At 67.4% G+C, this 14542-nt stretch carries 13 protein-coding genes; 7 read left to right on the top strand and 6 right to left on the bottom strand.

The window, feature by feature from the left end:
- Positions 1 to 12: 12 nt before the first annotated feature.
- Both KHP16_RS12305 and KHP16_RS12300 read left to right on the top strand, forming a co-directional pair.
- The gene (locus KHP16_RS12305) at positions 13 to 2301 is read left to right on the top strand and encodes a type I secretion system permease/ATPase (protein WP_211960274.1); all 2289 of its coding nucleotides are present in this window, start codon (positions 13 to 15) and stop codon (positions 2299 to 2301) included.
- Positions 2298 to 3470 (top strand): HlyD family efflux transporter periplasmic adaptor subunit, encoded by a 1173-nt coding sequence (locus tag KHP16_RS12300; protein WP_211960273.1) that lies wholly within the window; start codon positions 2298 to 2300, stop codon positions 3468 to 3470. The genes KHP16_RS12305 and KHP16_RS12300 overlap by 4 nt, the downstream gene beginning before the upstream one ends.
- A 1-nt stretch (position 3471) precedes the next feature.
- Here the strand turns inward: KHP16_RS12300 and paoC are convergent, their stop codons facing one another.
- The 5 genes from paoC to KHP16_RS12275 form a co-directional block, all read right to left on the bottom strand.
- Entirely contained in the window at positions 3472 to 5673 is a 2202-nt protein-coding gene (gene paoC / locus KHP16_RS12295; RefSeq protein WP_115953075.1) for an aldehyde oxidoreductase molybdenum-binding subunit PaoC, read from the bottom strand.
- 3 nt (positions 5674 to 5676) lie between these two features.
- A complete protein-coding gene (locus tag KHP16_RS12290) occupies positions 5677 to 6627 on the bottom strand; it encodes an FAD binding domain-containing protein (RefSeq protein ID WP_179593763.1) in 951 nt (316 codons plus the stop codon).
- Entirely contained in the window at positions 6624 to 7322 is a 699-nt protein-coding gene (gene paoA / locus KHP16_RS12285) for an aldehyde dehydrogenase iron-sulfur subunit PaoA (protein WP_211960272.1), read from the bottom strand. The genes KHP16_RS12290 and paoA overlap by 4 nt, the downstream gene beginning before the upstream one ends.
- Before the next feature lie 191 nt (positions 7323 to 7513).
- Complete coding sequence (locus tag KHP16_RS12280; RefSeq protein WP_211960271.1) at positions 7514 to 8269, bottom strand: SDR family NAD(P)-dependent oxidoreductase; 756 nt, start codon at positions 8267 to 8269, stop codon at positions 7514 to 7516.
- A gap of 34 nt (positions 8270 to 8303) precedes the next feature.
- Positions 8304 to 8699 (bottom strand): tautomerase family protein, encoded by a 396-nt coding sequence (locus KHP16_RS12275; protein ID WP_211960270.1) that lies wholly within the window; start codon positions 8697 to 8699, stop codon positions 8304 to 8306.
- A 115-nt stretch (positions 8700 to 8814) separates the two neighbouring features.
- On the opposite strand from KHP16_RS12275, the gene KHP16_RS12270 reads away from it, so the two are divergent.
- Complete coding sequence (locus KHP16_RS12270; protein ID WP_211960269.1) at positions 8815 to 9696, top strand: LysR substrate-binding domain-containing protein; 882 nt, start codon at positions 8815 to 8817, stop codon at positions 9694 to 9696.
- Positions 9697 to 9714: 18 nt separating this feature from the next.
- Here the strand turns inward: KHP16_RS12270 and pip are convergent, their stop codons facing one another.
- Positions 9715 to 10668 (bottom strand): prolyl aminopeptidase, encoded by a 954-nt coding sequence (gene pip / locus KHP16_RS12265; protein ID WP_211960268.1) that lies wholly within the window; start codon positions 10666 to 10668, stop codon positions 9715 to 9717.
- A gap of 192 nt (positions 10669 to 10860) precedes the next feature.
- Here pip and KHP16_RS12260 point away from each other — a divergent pair, with 192 nt between their 5' ends.
- The 4 genes from KHP16_RS12260 (at position 10861) to KHP16_RS12245 (ending at position 14529) form a co-directional block, all read left to right on the top strand.
- Complete coding sequence (locus KHP16_RS12260) at positions 10861 to 11283, top strand: mechanosensitive ion channel protein MscS (protein ID WP_109583097.1); 423 nt, start codon at positions 10861 to 10863, stop codon at positions 11281 to 11283.
- Between the two features lie 171 nt (positions 11284 to 11454).
- Positions 11455 to 11979 (top strand): cytochrome P460 family protein, encoded by a 525-nt coding sequence (locus tag KHP16_RS12255; protein WP_115953079.1) that lies wholly within the window; start codon positions 11455 to 11457, stop codon positions 11977 to 11979.
- A 169-nt stretch (positions 11980 to 12148) separates the two neighbouring features.
- Positions 12149 to 12787, top strand: coding sequence for a biliverdin-producing heme oxygenase (locus KHP16_RS12250; protein WP_244835773.1), 639 nt, complete (start codon positions 12149 to 12151; stop codon positions 12785 to 12787).
- Entirely contained in the window at positions 12784 to 14529 is a 1746-nt protein-coding gene (locus tag KHP16_RS12245) for a PAS domain-containing sensor histidine kinase (RefSeq protein WP_244214559.1), read from the top strand. The genes KHP16_RS12250 and KHP16_RS12245 overlap by 4 nt, the downstream gene beginning before the upstream one ends.
- Positions 14530 to 14542 lie beyond the last annotated feature (13 nt).

Raw genomic sequence — 14542 nt, 5'->3', positions numbered from 1 at the left:
GCGAGCCGACACATGAGCGCGATTCCCGACAACATTCCGCCGGAAGCCCAGCCGGAAGCCGACGGCGTGCCCCTCGAACGCTGGACCGAAGCGATCCTCATGGCCGCCCGCCACCTCGGGCTGACGAACTCGCCGGAGCTGATCCGCGGCGCGTCCGCCTGGGCCGACCGCGCGGACGGCGAACGTACCGTGATCGAGATGGCCGCGGCCGCCGGCATCGCGGCGCAGTTCGCCGACGTGCGTCCCGAAGACCTGTCCGACGTGCTGCTGCCCGCGCTGGTGCCGATCGACGCGCGCCACGTCGGCCTTATCGTCTCGGTATCGCAAGGCAAGGCGATGGTGCAGCTCGCCACGGATGCCGGCAGCGTGGAACGCACGCCGATGCTCGAGTCGCTGGTGCAACCGCATCGCGGCGGCCACCAGCAAGGCAAGCTGCGCGTCCTGCTGCTGCGCGAACGGGAAGCCCCGCGCAGCGACCGCCTCGACGCATACATCGCGATGCAGCCCAAGTCATGGCTGACGGGCGCGTTCACGGCCAACTGGCGCACGATGCTGGAACTGGGCCTCGGCTCGCTGTTCGGCAACCTCCTCGCGGTGGCTACATCGCTGTTCGCGATGCAGGTATGGGACCGCGTGGTCCCCGCGCGATCGACAAATACGCTCTGGGTGCTGACCGCGGGTGTCGCGCTTGCCCTGTTGCTCGAACTCGCCATCCGCACCGCCCGCGTCGCCATCGCCGACCACTTCGGCAAGCAGGTCGACCTCAAGCTCTCCGCGATGTTCTTCGCCCGTGTGCTCGACATCCGCAACGACGCGCGCCCCCAGTCGCCCGGTACGCTGATCTCGCAGTTGCGCGACCTCGAGCAACTGCGCGAACTGCTGACCTCGAGTTCGCTGGGCGTGCTGATCGACCTGCCGTTCGTGCTCGCCTTCCTGTTCATCATCTGGCTGCTTGGCGGCTGGCTCGTACTCGTGCCGCTCGCGGCGATCCCGCTGCTGATCCTGCCCGGCATCCTCGCGCAGGTTCCGCTGGCCCGCCTTTCCACAGAAGGCATGGCGGAATCCGCGCTGCGCAACGCGATCCTCATGGAATCGATCTACCGCGCGGAAGACATCAAGTCTCTGCAGGCCGAGCCGCGCTTCCGCAAGCTGTGGCAGCACGTGAACGAGGTCAACGGCGAGATCGGCCTCAAACAGCGTTTTTACGCCGGCCTGCTCGTCAACTTCTCGCAGACGATCCAGCAGGTGGCCTACGTGGGCGTGATCGTCGGGGGCGTGTATGGCATCCTCGACGGCAACCTGTCGTTCGGCGCGGTGCTCGCCTGCTCGATCCTCACCAGCCGCACGATCGCCCCGCTCTCCCAGATTCCCGCCGTCCTCGGCCGCATCCAGAACGCGCGCGTAGGCAAGAAGGCGCTGGACAAGCTGCTCGACCTGCCGCTCGACCACGAGCCCGGAAAGGACGCGTATCACCGCCCCGCCCTCGTCGGCCGCTATCGCTTCGAGAGCGTGGTCTACGGGTTCGACCCGCAGGAGAAGCCCGCGCTGGTCATTCCGCAGCTGCGCATCGAGCCCGGCGAACGCATCGCGATCCTCGGCCGCGTGGGCGCCGGCAAGTCCACGATGCTGCGGCTGATGGCTGGCCTGGCCACGCCCGTGCAGGGCCGCGTGGTGTTCAACGAGACGCCGATGGGCCTGATCGACACCGCCGATATCCGCCGCGACGTCGGCGTGGTCATGCAGGAATCCAATCTGTTCTACGGCACGCTGCGTGACAACCTGCGCATCGCGGACCCCCTCGCCACGGACGAGGCGCTGCTGGAAGCGCTGCGCCTCGCTTGCGCCGACCAGATGCTGCTGAACCAGCCGCATGGCCTCGACCTGCGTATCAGGGAAAACGGCGTGGGCCTGTCCGGCGGACAGCGTCAGGCCCTTGTCCTTGCGCGCACGCTGCTGCGCGCACCGAATGTGCTGCTGCTAGATGAACCGACCGCATCGCTCGACGAGGCGACCGAGCACAGCATCATCGAACGCGTCGGCGGCTGGCTCGGCAATCGCACGCTGGTCGTTGCGACCCATCGCTATGCGGTACTCGGCCTTGTCGACCGGCTCATCGTGCTGGACGGCGGCCGTATCGTGCGCGACGGCCCCAAGGACGAAGTGCTCGCGAGCCTGCGGCACAACGCGACCCGCAACGCGACCCACAACGCGACCCACAACGCGACCCATAACGCGGCAAGATCGTCCGGTTCCCCTGCTGCCCACAGGCGGCCCGCGCCGGCCGCCGGAGGTATCGCATGAACACGTACACGATGTGGATGCGCACGGGCCAGCCCGCCACGGGGCCGCGCTACCTGTTGTGGCTCATCGTCGGTGCCATGGCGATCTTCCTCGCCTGGGCCGGCTTCGCGGTGCTGGACGAGGTGGCTGTCGGCGAGGGCAAGGTCACGCCCGCGTCGAAGGGCCAGATCATTCAGAGCCTGGAGGGCGGCATCGTGTCGGAGCTATCCGTGCGGGAAGGTGACGTGGTGCAGGCCGGGCAGCAACTCGCCACGCTCGACCCGGTGCTCGCGCGGTCGTCCATGGAAGAAGCGCTCGAGAAGATTGTCGCGCTGCAGGCCCGGGCGGCCCGGCTGCGGGCAGAGATGAACGACGCGGCAAGCGTCAGCTTCCCGCCCGAGCTGGCGAAGGAGCAGGCCGTCGTCGAGCGCGAGCGGCAGGCGTTCGAGACCAACCGCCGCGCGTTCCGCGAGAACGTCTCGAATCTGCAGAAGCAGCTGAAGCTCGCGCAGGACGAGCTGCAGATCGCCCTGCCCCTGTTGCGGACCGGAGCAACCAACGAAGTGGAAATCCTGCGGCTGCGTCAGAAAGCCGCCGAACTATCGACAAAGCTCTCCGCGACGCAAAGCGAGTACTACGTCGCGCTGAAGTCGGACTACGCCACGACGATGGGCGACCTCGGCCCGCTGCTCAAGGTGCGAGAAGGCCGGGAAGACCTGCTGCGGCGCACGTCCATAACGTCGCCCTCGCGCGGCATCGTCAAGGACATCCGCATCTCCACCATCGGCGGCGTGGTCAGCCCCGGCGGCGTGCTGATGGAGATCGTGCCGCTCGGCGACCAGCTGCTGGTCGAAGCGCGCCTGAGTCCGCGCGACATCGCCTTCATCCATCCGGGCCAGCCCGCCACCGTCAAGATTTCCGCGTACGAGTCGTCGGTCTACGGCACGCTGCCTGCGAAGGTAGACCGCATCTCGCCGGACACGATCGAGGATCAGGTCGACAAGCGCGTGTACTACTACCGCGTCTATGTGCTCACCGATCATGCCTATCTGGAAACGAGCGATGGGAAGCGGCATCCGATCCTGCCGGGCATGGTCGCCACGGCTGAGATCCAGACCGGACACCGCACGGTACTGCAATACCTGCTGAAGCCGCTCAACCGCGCGGCCGAGGCATTGAGAGAGCGTTAGGCTACAACGCCGATCCGCCCATGCCCGCAAGCACCTTGTCGAGCGTAATCGGGTACTGCCGTACCCGCACGCCGCTGGCGTTGTAGATGGCATTGGCCACCGCCGCTCCCACCCCGCAGATGCCCAGTTCCCCAACGCCCTTCGCCTTCATCGGCGACGACATCGGGTCCACCTCGTCGAGGAAGATCACCTCCTGATGCGGAATGTCCGCATGGACGGGGACCTCATAGCCCGCCAGATCGTGATTGACGAAGAAGCCGCGCCGCTTGTCGATGGCGAGCTCCTCCATCAGCGCGGCGCCCACACCCATCGTCATGGCGCCAATCACCTGGCTGCGCGCGGACTTGGGATTCAGAATGCGGCCGGCGGCGCAGACCGCCAGCATCCGCCGCACCCGGATCTCGCCTGTAGCCGCGTCGACGCCCACTTCGACGAAATGCCCGCCGAACGTGGACTGCTGGTACTTCTTGTCGAGGTCGCCGTACTCCATCTTGTCCTCGCCGACCAGCTCGCCATCGGAGACGATCGACGCCAGCGGCACCGCGCGTCCCGCCGACGAGACCTGACCGTTGGCGAACACCGCGTCGGCGGGATTCAGGCCGGCTCGCTTCGCGATCGCCTCGCGCAGCTTGACGCAGGCCGCATACACGCCCGCGGTCGAGCTATTGCCGCCCCACTGCCCGCCCGAACCGGCCGACACCGGATAGGCCGAATCGCCCAGCCGCACCGCGACCTTCTCGATCGGCAGGCCGAGCATTTCGGCCGCCGTCTGCGCGATGATCGTGTAGCTGCCCGTGCCGATATCGGTCATGTCGGTCTCGACGATGGCCATGCCGGACTTGTCGAGCCTGACACGCGCGCCGGACGTCATCACGAGGTTGTTGCGGAACGCCGCCGCGACGCCCATACCGACAAGCCATTGCCCGTCGCGCACCGCGCCGGGCTGCGGCTTGCGCGCGCTCCAGCCGAAGCGCTCGGCGCCCATGCGCAGGCATTCGGCGAGCCGGCGCTGCGAGTATGGCCGCTGCGGATGCTCGGGATCGACCTGCGTGTCGTTGGCGATGCGGAACGCGATCGGGTCCATCCTGAGCTTTTCCGCCATCTCGTCGATCGCGATCTCCAGCGCCATCAGGCCCGGCGCTTCGCCCGGCGCGCGCATGGCGTTGCCTTCGGGCAAGTCGAGCGTGGCAAGCCGCATGGCCGTCATGCGGTTCGCGCCCGCGTAGAGCAGCCGCGTCTGCTGCACGGCCGTCTCGGGCTGGCCGCCGGGAAGGTCTCCCGACCAGCTCTCGTGGCCGATCGCGGTGATCTTGCCGTCCGGCGTACTGCCGATGCGGATGCGCTGGATCGTCGCGGGACGGTGCGTCGTGTTGTTGATCATCATCGGCCGCGCGAGCGCGACCTTCACGGGCCGCTTCGCCGCGCGCGCCCCCAGTACGGCGAGCAGCGATTCGGCGCGGAGGAACAGCTTGCCGCCAAACCCGCCGCCGATGAACGGCGAGATGATGCGGACCTTCTCCTTTGGAATCCCGAGCGTGGCGGCCATGTCCTGCCTGCCCCAGTCGATCATCTGGTTCGCGGTCCACACAGTCACCTTGTCGCCATCCCATGCGGCAAGCGAGGCATGCGGTTCCATCATCGCGTGAGACTGGTCCGGCGTCGTGTAGACGGCATCGAGCTTCACGGGCGCCTTGCCGAACGCCTCGATGAAATTGCCGACGGCGGTATCGGCCTCCTCGGACTTCGGCTTGACGGCATTCGTGCGCGCATTCTGCAGATCGAAGGCACCGGGCCGGGCGTCGTACTTCACGCGCACGAGGTTCGCGGCCGCGCGGGCCTGCTCGAACGTCTCTGCCACGACGAGCGCGACGGCCTGATGGTAGTGCGCGATGTCGGGCCCACCTAGCAGCGGCGCGGTATTGCGCTTGCCCTTGCCCAGCTTGCCGGCATTCTCGGCCGTGACGATCGTGATCACGCCCGGCGCGCGGCGCGCCTCGGCGAGGTCCATCGACACGATGCGGCCCTTGGCGATGCCGGCGTGCACGATGTACCCATAGGCGGCGTTCGGCGCCACGTCATGGCGTTCATACGCATACGGGGCCTTGCCGCAGGCCTTCATCGGACCATCGATGCGGTCCAGCGGTTTGCCGACCACCTGCAGGCGGTCGATCGGATTTTCTGTCGCGGGGGAATCGAATTTCATGGGTCAGGTCCTCGCTTGCGTGAGTACGGCGCCGAGCGTGCGCTGAGCCAGCACGATCTTGAAGCGGTTCTCCTCGGTCGGCATCGCGTCCGCGAACAGCTTGTCGCTGGCGGCCTTGGCCCCGCGCGAAAGTTCGGCGTCGGCGGCCTCCACGCGCCACGGCTTGGGCGCGACGCCGCCGAGCGCCACGCGTCCGGTGCCGTCGCGCTGCACGATGGCCGCCACGGACACCAGCGCGAACGCGTATGACGCGCGATCGCGGACCTTGCGATAGATATGCGTGCCGCCGATCGGCGCGGGCAGCGTGACGGCGGTGATCAGTTCGCCGGGCAGCAGCGACGTTTCCACGTGCGGCGTATCGCCGGGCAACTTGTGCAAATCGACGATCGGGATCACGCGGCGCGTGCCGTCGGGGCGCACGGTCTCGACGCTGGCGTCCAGGACGCGCATCGCCACCGCCATATCGCTCGGATGCGTCGCAATGCACGACCGGCTGCCGCCGACCACCGCGAGCTGCCGGCTCACGCCGCCCAGCGCGCCGCAGCCGCTGCCTGGCTGACGCTTGTTGCAGGGCTGGTTCGTGTCATAGAAGTATGGGCAGCGAGTGCGTTGCAGCAGGTTGCCGGCCGTCGTCGCGCGATTGCGCAACTGGCCGGACGCGCCCGCCAGCAGCGCGCGCGACAGCACGCCGTAGTCGCTGCGGACGCGGGTATCGGCTGCCAGATCTGTATTGCGCACGAGCGCGCCGATGCGCAGGCCACCCTGCGGCGTGGGTTCGATCTTGTCGAGCCCGAGGCCGTTCACGTCGATCAGATGCGTGGGCTGCTCGATCTCCAGCTTCATCAGGTCCAGCAGGTTCGTGCCGCCGGCAATGAAACGCGCGCCCGGGGTGCGCTGCGCGGCAGCGGCCGCCGCGGCGGGGTCCTGCGCGCGTTCGTAGGTAAAGGCTTTCATGTGCGGCTCCCTTCGGCGCGGCTATCTGCGGGATTTGCCGGCGTGGCGCCCGCGGTTTCCATGATCGCTTCGACGATGTTGGAGTACGCGCCACAGCGGCAGATGTTGCCGCTCATGCGCTCGCGCACCTCGGCCTCCGTGAGTTGCGGGCGCGCGGTCAGGTTCGCGCTCACGTGGCTCGGGATGCCGGCGCGTATCTCGTCGATGACCGCCACGGCCGAACATACTTGCCCGGGCGTGCAGTAGCCGCATTGGTAGCCATCGTGCTTCACGAAGGCGCGCTGCATCGGATGCATGCGCTGCGGGGTGCCAAGGCCCTCGACGGTGGTGACCTTCGCGCCCTCGTGCATGATCGCGAGCGTCAGGCACGCGTTGATGCGGCGGCCATCGAGGTGGACCGTGCAGGCGCCGCATTGACCGTGGTCGCAGCCCTTCTTGGTACCGGTGAGGTGAAGATGCTCGCGCAGCGCGTCGAGCAGCGTGGTGCGGGTATCGAGGTCGAGCGTGACACGCTGCCCGTTGACCTCGAGTGTGACCTGGGACATCGCGGGTTGGCTCCTGCTGGGTTGATTGATCGCGGGCGCGGGGGCGCCCTGTGCGGCAGCCAAAGGCGGAATGGCCGCGGCGGTGGCGGCGGTCGCGCTCGCCTTGAGCACGTCGCGCCGCGTACAGCGAAACATGGGGACGTCGTCCATTGTTCGTATCCTTCTTCCAGACGGAGATCGATCGGAACAGATGGCTTGCCAGGCTTTTGTGGGGTGTGGGGTCAGGCGGGGGGTCCCGCCCGGCATGCCAGGACGGGATGGCACGCAAGAAGCGTGCGGAGGGGAGAACGACGGTGATTCGTGGCGTTTAGGGCGGGAGCGCGGGCTCCCCCCTGTAAAAATTACTGGCCCGAGCGATGAATCGACAACGGTCCGAACGACTGCGTGACGGGCATCAGCTCGATGACGTTGATGTTCACGCGCGCCGGCAGCGTTGCCGCCCAGAACACGGTGTCGGCGATATCTTCCGGCGTCAGCGCGTCCGCACCCTCGTAGACCTTGGCCACGCGCGACTGGTCTCCGCCGAATCGCACCGACGAGAACTCGGTCCCGCCGACGAGCCCCGGCGCGACGTCGGTCACGCGGACCCTGGTGCCCGTCAGATCCGCGCGGAGGTTCAGCGAGAACTGGCGCACGAACGCCTTCGTGCCGCCGTAGGCGTTGCCGCCCGGGTAGGGATACTCGCCCGCCGTGGAGCCGATGTTCACCACGTGGCCGCGATTGCGCGACACCATGCCCGGCAGCACCGCGCGCGTCATGTACATCACGCCCTTGATGTTGGTGTCTACCATCTGGTCCCACTTGTCGAGGTCCGCCGCGTGCGCGGGCTCGAGGCCGAGCGCGAGGCCCGCGTTGTTCACCAGCAGGTCGATCTCGGCGAACGGCGCCGGCAGTCCGTCGATCGCCGCCTGCACGGCCTCGCGGTCGCGCACATCGAGCACCAGCGGCAATACCTTGTCGCGGCCCAGTTCGTCGGCCAGCGCGGCCAGCCGGTCCTCACGGCGGCCCGCGGCGATCACGCGATGACCCGCGGAGGCGAAGCGACGCGCGATGGCGATGCCGAATCCAGCGGTGGCGCCCGTGACTAGTACATTCATATCCGTTTCCTGCTGTGCTTGTTGTAGTGGAAATTCACGCATCGCCCTCTTTCACGTATTGCGCGATGCCGTTGCCGAACGACCAGTCCTCGCGCCCGTTGGGCGACAGCTGGATCTGGACGTCCTCCCGCCGCAGCCCCGGGCTTACCGCAAGGCGGTCCGCCACAGCCCGATACAGCGCCTGCTTGGTCTTCGTATCCCGCCAGTTGCTCTGCAGGATATGGATGAAGACCACATCGTCGCTCCGTTGTACGCCGAGATAGTCCGCATCGTAGAGGAAATCGTCGGGATCGTGCTGATGGATCAACTGGAAGCGGTCGTCGGGTGGGACGTGAAACGTCTCGACCAGCGCCGCGTGAACGCCGTCGGCGATGGCGCGGATATGGTCTTTCGACTTGCCTTTCAGCAGGGAGATGCGGACCAGCGGCATGGTGGGCTCCTGTGTATTCGGTGGTTGACGCCTCCAAGATAGCCGCCAATAATGGTTCTGAAAATCGGAAAGATTAAAAATATTACTTTCGTTTTATCGAACTGTTACGCTTGATATGCGCACCAACCTCGACATGGACGTGCTCCGGACCTTCGTCACGGGCTTCGAACTGGGCAGCTTCGCCCGCGCGGCCGACCGGCTGGGCCGCTCACAGTCGGCGGTCAGCACGCAGCTACGGAAGCTTGAAGATCAGATCGGCCTGCCGCTCGTCCAGAAGTCCGGGCGCGGGCTGGCGTTGACCACTGCGGGGGAGACGCTCCTCAGCTATGCGCGGCGGCTGCTCGAGCTCAACGACGAGGCGGTAGACACGGTACGCGGCGCGGATCTCGAAGGCTGGGTGCGGCTCGGGCTGCCGCAGGATTTTGCCGACACGCTGCTGCCGGCGGTACTGGGCCGCTTTGCGCGCGCGCATCCGAAGGTACGGGTTGAGGTACAGGTCGATCGCAGCGTGCCGCTCGCGGAGAAGACCTTGCGCGGCGAGCTGGACATGGCGCTGCTCTGGGGCGATCTTGCGAACTTTCCCAACGGCGAACGCGTGGCGGACGTGCCCATCGCGTGGGTCGGCACACAGGACTGGGCAACGCGCCGGCAGTCGACGTCCGATGAACCGCTACCGCTGATTGCCTTCATCCCGCCCTGCACATTCCGCGCGGCGGGCATCGCGGCGCTGGACGCGGCAGGCATGCCATGGCGGTTGGCCTTCACCAGCCCCAGCCTCTCCGGCCTCTGGGCCGCCGCGGAGGCGGGGCTCGGCGTGACACCTCGCACGACGGTCAGCCTGCCAGGCACGCTGACGGCACTGGACCCATCGATGGCCGGCCTCCCCCCGCTTCCCACGGCCCCGCTCTCCCTCCACCGCGCCGAAGCAGATCCGGGCGCGGCGGTTCAACGGCTGACGACGATCGTGTTGGAGACGGTACGGGAAGCGCTGGCATAGCGGGCCAATCGCTTCCCCTCATACTTCACCCGCAAACCGATCCGTCGCCGCCACCAACTGATCGAGAATGCCTGGCTCCGTCCAGGCATGGCCCGCGCCTTCGATGACATGCAGCGTCGCCGCGGGCCATGCCTCGTGAAGTGCGTAGGCATACCGCACGGGGCAAGGCATGTCATATCGCCCATGCACGATCACGCCGGGGATCTTCGCCAGCCGGTGCGCATCCCGCAGGAGCTGCCCGTCCTCGAGCCAGCAGCGGTGCGTGAAGTAATGGTTCTCCAGCCGCGCAAATGCCAGCGCAAAATGCCCGTCATCGTGCTTGGCGGTGTTGTCCGGATTCGGCAGCAGCGTGATCGTCTGCCCTTCCCAGACGCTCCATGCCCGCGCCGCCTCCACCTGCTTCGCGACATCGTCGCCCGTCAGCAGTTTCCGGTAGGCGGCGATCATGTTGCCGCGCTCGGCCTCCGGCACGGGCGCCTGGAAACGCGCCCACTTTTCCGGATGCATCTCCGAGACGCCGTATTGGTAGTACCAATCGAGCTCCGCCTGCGATACGGTGTAGACGCCGCGCAGCACCAGTTCCGTCGTGCGCTCGGGAAACTTCTCCGCGTAGGCGAGCGCGAGCGTGGAGCCCCACGATCCGCCGAACACCAGCCACCGTTCGACCCCGGCGAGCACGCGCAGCCGCTCGATGTCATCAACGAGATGCCACGTCGTGTTGGCCTCCAGTCCCGCATGCGGCGTGGACCGTCCGCAGCCGCGCTGGTCGAACAGCATCACGTCGTAGCGCGCGGGATCGAACAGGCGCCGATGATCGGGAGAGATGCCGCCGCCCGGCCCGCCATGCAGGAACACGGCAGGCTTGGCGCCTCGCGTCCCGACGCGCTCGTAGTAGACGGTGTGACCGTCGCCGACATCGAGCGTGCCGGTCTCATAGGGTTCGATGGCGGGATAGAGCGTACGCAGGGTCATGGCAGGATTCCGGCTTGACGATGCTCGAAATTCTACGCGTCGCCGCGCATCTGGCGATTATTACAGCCGCGCTTACAGCCATTTACATCTGCTCACCAAGCCATAACCCACTGTAATCGTTAGTGGTGCATCATGAACTCCATCAACAAAGGCCTGCGAATCTGGCCGACCACAGCCCCGAAGGAGCTCACCATGCGCAAGTCGATTCGTTATACGGGCATTGCCCTGCTCAGTGCCGCGCTGCTGGCCGCAGGCCCGGCATCGGCGCGCGATTACGGCCGCGACCGCGGTCACTATCACGGTGGGCACGGCGGTGGCGGCGGCAACGGCGTGGCGCTCGCCATCGGCGCCATCGCGGGCCTCGCGCTCGGCGCCGCGGTGCTGAGCAGCACCACGGCGGTCGCCGCGCCCGCGCCGGTATATGCGCCGCCGCAGCCGGTAGGCTACGTGGAACAGGGGTACGTCGAGCAGGGCTACACGTCGTATCAGCAGCCCTACCCGCAGCAGCAGGTCCAGCCCTACTCGCAGGTGCCCCCGGGCTACTGCTACCGCAGCAGCGACCGCGCCTACGTCCCGTGCGCACAGCCCGCACAGGTCAACTACTACGGGTACTGATCCGGTTGCCATCCGGTTGCGGATTTGCACACGGCGTTTCGCACACGCCGTGTCGCGACCGGGGCAGCTCCGCTTATACACATTGAGATACAAGCCGAAGGGGTCGCCAACATACGTCGGATACATCGTCAGGGACAAATAGCGACATCCCCTGTCCCGTAGGAAACAACGATGAAAACGACCCTCTCCGGCCTCACGTCCCTTGCGCTCGCCGCCGCCGCCGCGCTCTTCGCGTATCCGGCCCTCTCCGCCGACAAGGCGCCCGCCAAAGCCGATCCCAATGCCTCCCCGATCTACGGCGTGACGATCCCCAAGGGCTATCGGCAGTGGGAATTCGTCGCCCCGGCGCTCGAGAAGGAACCGCTCAACGAACTGCGCACCGTCGTCGGCAACAAGATCGCGATGGACGCGTACAAGAAGGGCAAGCTCCCCTTCCCGGACGGTTCGATCCTGGTCAAGCTCGCGTACAAGTACACCCAATCCCCCGACTTCGAATCGGCCCTCGTGCCGGACCACGCGACGACCGTGCAGGTCATGGTCAAGGACTCCAGGAAGTACGCCGCGTCGGGAGGCTGGGGCTACGGTCGATTCATCGACGGCAAACCCGTTGACGCGGCTCAGCATCAGACCTGTTTCGCATGCCACGCCGCACGCGTGAAGGACCGCGATTACGTATTTACGAAGTTGGTCCCATAACCGCGAAAAACCCACTCCGGAACGTGTAAAAACGACAATTTCTGCGCATAAAGAGGCGCCCCCGTCCGCTGCCCGCATCCTGTAACATACGAGTTCTCCGCAGCCTTCCGACATCCCGTCGGCGGCTGCGTTTTGACTCGTTGAACACACGGACCAACGCGGGCATTGCGTGACTGCACCACAGACACCTACAGAGATTCAGGCTCGGACTCAACCTGAAGGGCACGGCAATCGCGACGACATCCTCGCCGCCCTCCGCGCCGCGACCTCCGCGCGGCACGCGACGCTCGACCGCGCGATGCCGCTGTCGCAGCCCGAGCCGACCCTGCGCGACTATCGCGACCACCTGCTGCTCATCCGCGCCTGGCTCGCCCCGCTCGAAACGTGGTTCACGCAATTCGACGACGGCCCGCAAGACCCGTCGCGGCTACCGACGGTGCATCGCGTGCCCACGCTGGATGCCGATCTGGCTCACCCCGCGATCCCGCCGGGCGGCCCACGCGTCGAACCCGTGGACACGGCATCGCTACGCACGGATGCCGCCTATCGCTGGGGCATCGCGTACGTCATCGAAGGATCGCAACTCGGCGGCGCCGTGCTGTATCGCCAGCTCGCCGAGCGTTTCGCCCCGCATCCGTTGCAGTATCTGGGCCCGCAGCCGCCGGGCCCGCGCTGGAAGCAGTTTCTCGACGCGCTGCGCGCCAGCGTACGCGCGCCCGCGGACATCGACGCCGCATGCGAAGGCGCATGCCGCGCCTTCGACGACCTGCTGGCGCGCACCGCCGCCCTGGACGGAATCGCCCCGTGAGCAGCGCGTTCCATGACGCCGGCAACGAACCGAGGCGCGAGGGCCGCGGGGGAGACGGCGCCGCCCACGATCAGGCGCGGGCCTCCGCCAACGATGGCGCCCTGCTGCCCGTCGATACCGCCTATCTGTTCGAGGTCCTTCCCGACGCGTACCTGATTCTCGACGGCCGCAACGTGGTGCTGCACGCCAACGCGAAATACCGCGCGATGACGGGCCGCACGCTCGCCGAAGTGGTGGGCCGATCGGTCTACGACATCAATCAGACCGGTTCCGCCGCGCAGCGCGCCGCGCGCGCCGAATGGCTCGACGCCACGCTGCGCGACCTCGCGCAGGGCGAGGAGCGCCTGTCGTCGCTGATCCGTTACGACATGACCACGGACGGCTCGTCCGCCGAGCACTACTGGCAGGTCCGCGTGTCGCGGGCGCCGTCTCCGCCGGCCGCGTCCAGCGTCGCGCCCGGCGGCCTGTTGCTGCTCCAGCTGATGGACGTCACGAACCAGGTCGTCACGGAGGAACAGACGCGCCGCGAGCACGCCAAGCTGCGCTCGCAGGCGCGCCTGCGCCAGGTGCTGGTCGAGGAAGCCAATGAAGAGTTGCGCCAGAACCAGGCGCGGCTCGACGAGGTACTGGCCTTTGCGCGCGTCGGCGCCTGGGAACTCGACCTGGCAACGGGCTACATGGTCTGCACCGACCAGTGCAAGGCCAACATGGGCCTGAAGCCAACCGACATCCTCAACGAAGCGCGCCTCTTCACCGAGCTGATTCATGCGGACGACCGCGAGCGGGTGCGCGCGGCCATCGACGCGAGCGTCGCCGCGCGCGCGCATTTCGAGGTCGAGTATCGCGTCGTGTGGGCGGACGGCAGCACGCACTGGCTGATGTCGCGCGGCGCCGGCCGCCACCTGGGCGACGGCTCCGCGCAGTCGCTCATCGGCTTCACGATCGACATCACCGCGCGCAAGACCAGCGAGCTGCGCAGCCAGGCCTACGCGGCGGAACAGCAGCGCGCGCGCGAACACAGCGACCGTGCCGTCCGCGCGATGGACCATTTCGTCGCGGCGGTGAGCCACGAGTTACGGTCGCCGCTGCATGCCATCCTGTGGTGGACCACGCTGTTGCAGCGCGCCAAGGACATGGCGCACGTGGAACGCGCGACGGAAGTCATCGAGCGCAATACGCACCAGCTCGCGCGCATGGTCGATGACCTGCTCGACAGTGGCGCCATCGCCACCGGCAAGCTGTCCGTCGAACTGCGTCCGCTGGACCTGGCCGCGCTTGCCAGCGTCGTCGCGGAAGATATCCGCGTCGGCGCGGAATCGAAGGGACTTGTCGTGCGTGTCGAATCTTCGACGACCGCGGTCGTCCTCGGCGACGAGAGCCGCATGCGCCAGATCGTGTGGAACCTGCTGACCAACGCGGTCAAGTTCACCGACCGCGGCAGCATCGGGCTCGCCGTCGCCATCGAGGCATCGCGCGCGGTGCTGACCGTGCGCGACACCGGCGCGGGCATCGAGACCGAGGCGCTGGAGCGGATCTTCGAACGCTTCGAACAGGCGCGCGGAGAAGGCACCGGCCGCACCGCCGGGCTGGGCCTGGGACTCTGGATGGTGAAGAATCTGGTGCAGGTGCACCGGGGCACCGTCAGCGCGCACAGCGACGGCCCCGGCAAGGGCGCGCTGTTCCGCGTGGAGCTCCCGCTCGCCACGCCGGACGATATCCGGCGCGCGGCCGCGCAGGACTGACGCGGGTTAGCGC

The sequence above is a fragment of the Cupriavidus plantarum genome, from assembly GCF_905397285.1.
GTDB lineage: Bacteria > Pseudomonadota > Gammaproteobacteria > Burkholderiales > Burkholderiaceae > Cupriavidus > Cupriavidus plantarum.
The sequence above is the reverse complement of the archived record's forward strand: the minus strand, read 5'-3'. Positions and strand labels throughout refer to the sequence as shown.

What these genes read in the sequence shown, in the direction of transcription:
- KHP16_RS12290 (WP_179593763.1), bottom strand. Translation starts at nt 6,627, where the DNA reads ATGAAAGCCTTTACCTACGAACGCGCGCAGGACCCCGCCGCGGCGGCC.
- pip (WP_211960268.1), bottom strand. Translation starts at nt 10,668, where the DNA reads ATGACCCTGCGTACGCTCTATCCCGCCATCGAACCCTATGAGACCGGC.
- KHP16_RS12270 (WP_211960269.1), top strand. Translation starts at nt 8,815, where the DNA reads ATGCGCACCAACCTCGACATGGACGTGCTCCGGACCTTCGTCACGGGC.
- paoA (WP_211960272.1), bottom strand. Translation starts at nt 7,322, where the DNA reads ATGGACGACGTCCCCATGTTTCGCTGTACGCGGCGCGACGTGCTCAAG.
- KHP16_RS12255 (WP_115953079.1), top strand. Translation starts at nt 11,455, where the DNA reads ATGAAAACGACCCTCTCCGGCCTCACGTCCCTTGCGCTCGCCGCCGCC.
- KHP16_RS12260 (WP_109583097.1), top strand. Translation starts at nt 10,861, where the DNA reads ATGCGCAAGTCGATTCGTTATACGGGCATTGCCCTGCTCAGTGCCGCG.
- KHP16_RS12300 (WP_211960273.1), top strand. Translation starts at nt 2,298, where the DNA reads ATGAACACGTACACGATGTGGATGCGCACGGGCCAGCCCGCCACGGGG.
- KHP16_RS12305 (WP_211960274.1), top strand. Translation starts at nt 13, where the DNA reads ATGAGCGCGATTCCCGACAACATTCCGCCGGAAGCCCAGCCGGAAGCC.
- KHP16_RS12280 (WP_211960271.1), bottom strand. Translation starts at nt 8,269, where the DNA reads ATGAATGTACTAGTCACGGGCGCCACCGCTGGATTCGGCATCGCCATC.
- KHP16_RS12275 (WP_211960270.1), bottom strand. Translation starts at nt 8,699, where the DNA reads ATGCCGCTGGTCCGCATCTCCCTGCTGAAAGGCAAGTCGAAAGACCAT.
- paoC (WP_115953075.1), bottom strand. Translation starts at nt 5,673, where the DNA reads ATGAAATTCGATTCCCCCGCGACAGAAAATCCGATCGACCGCCTGCAG.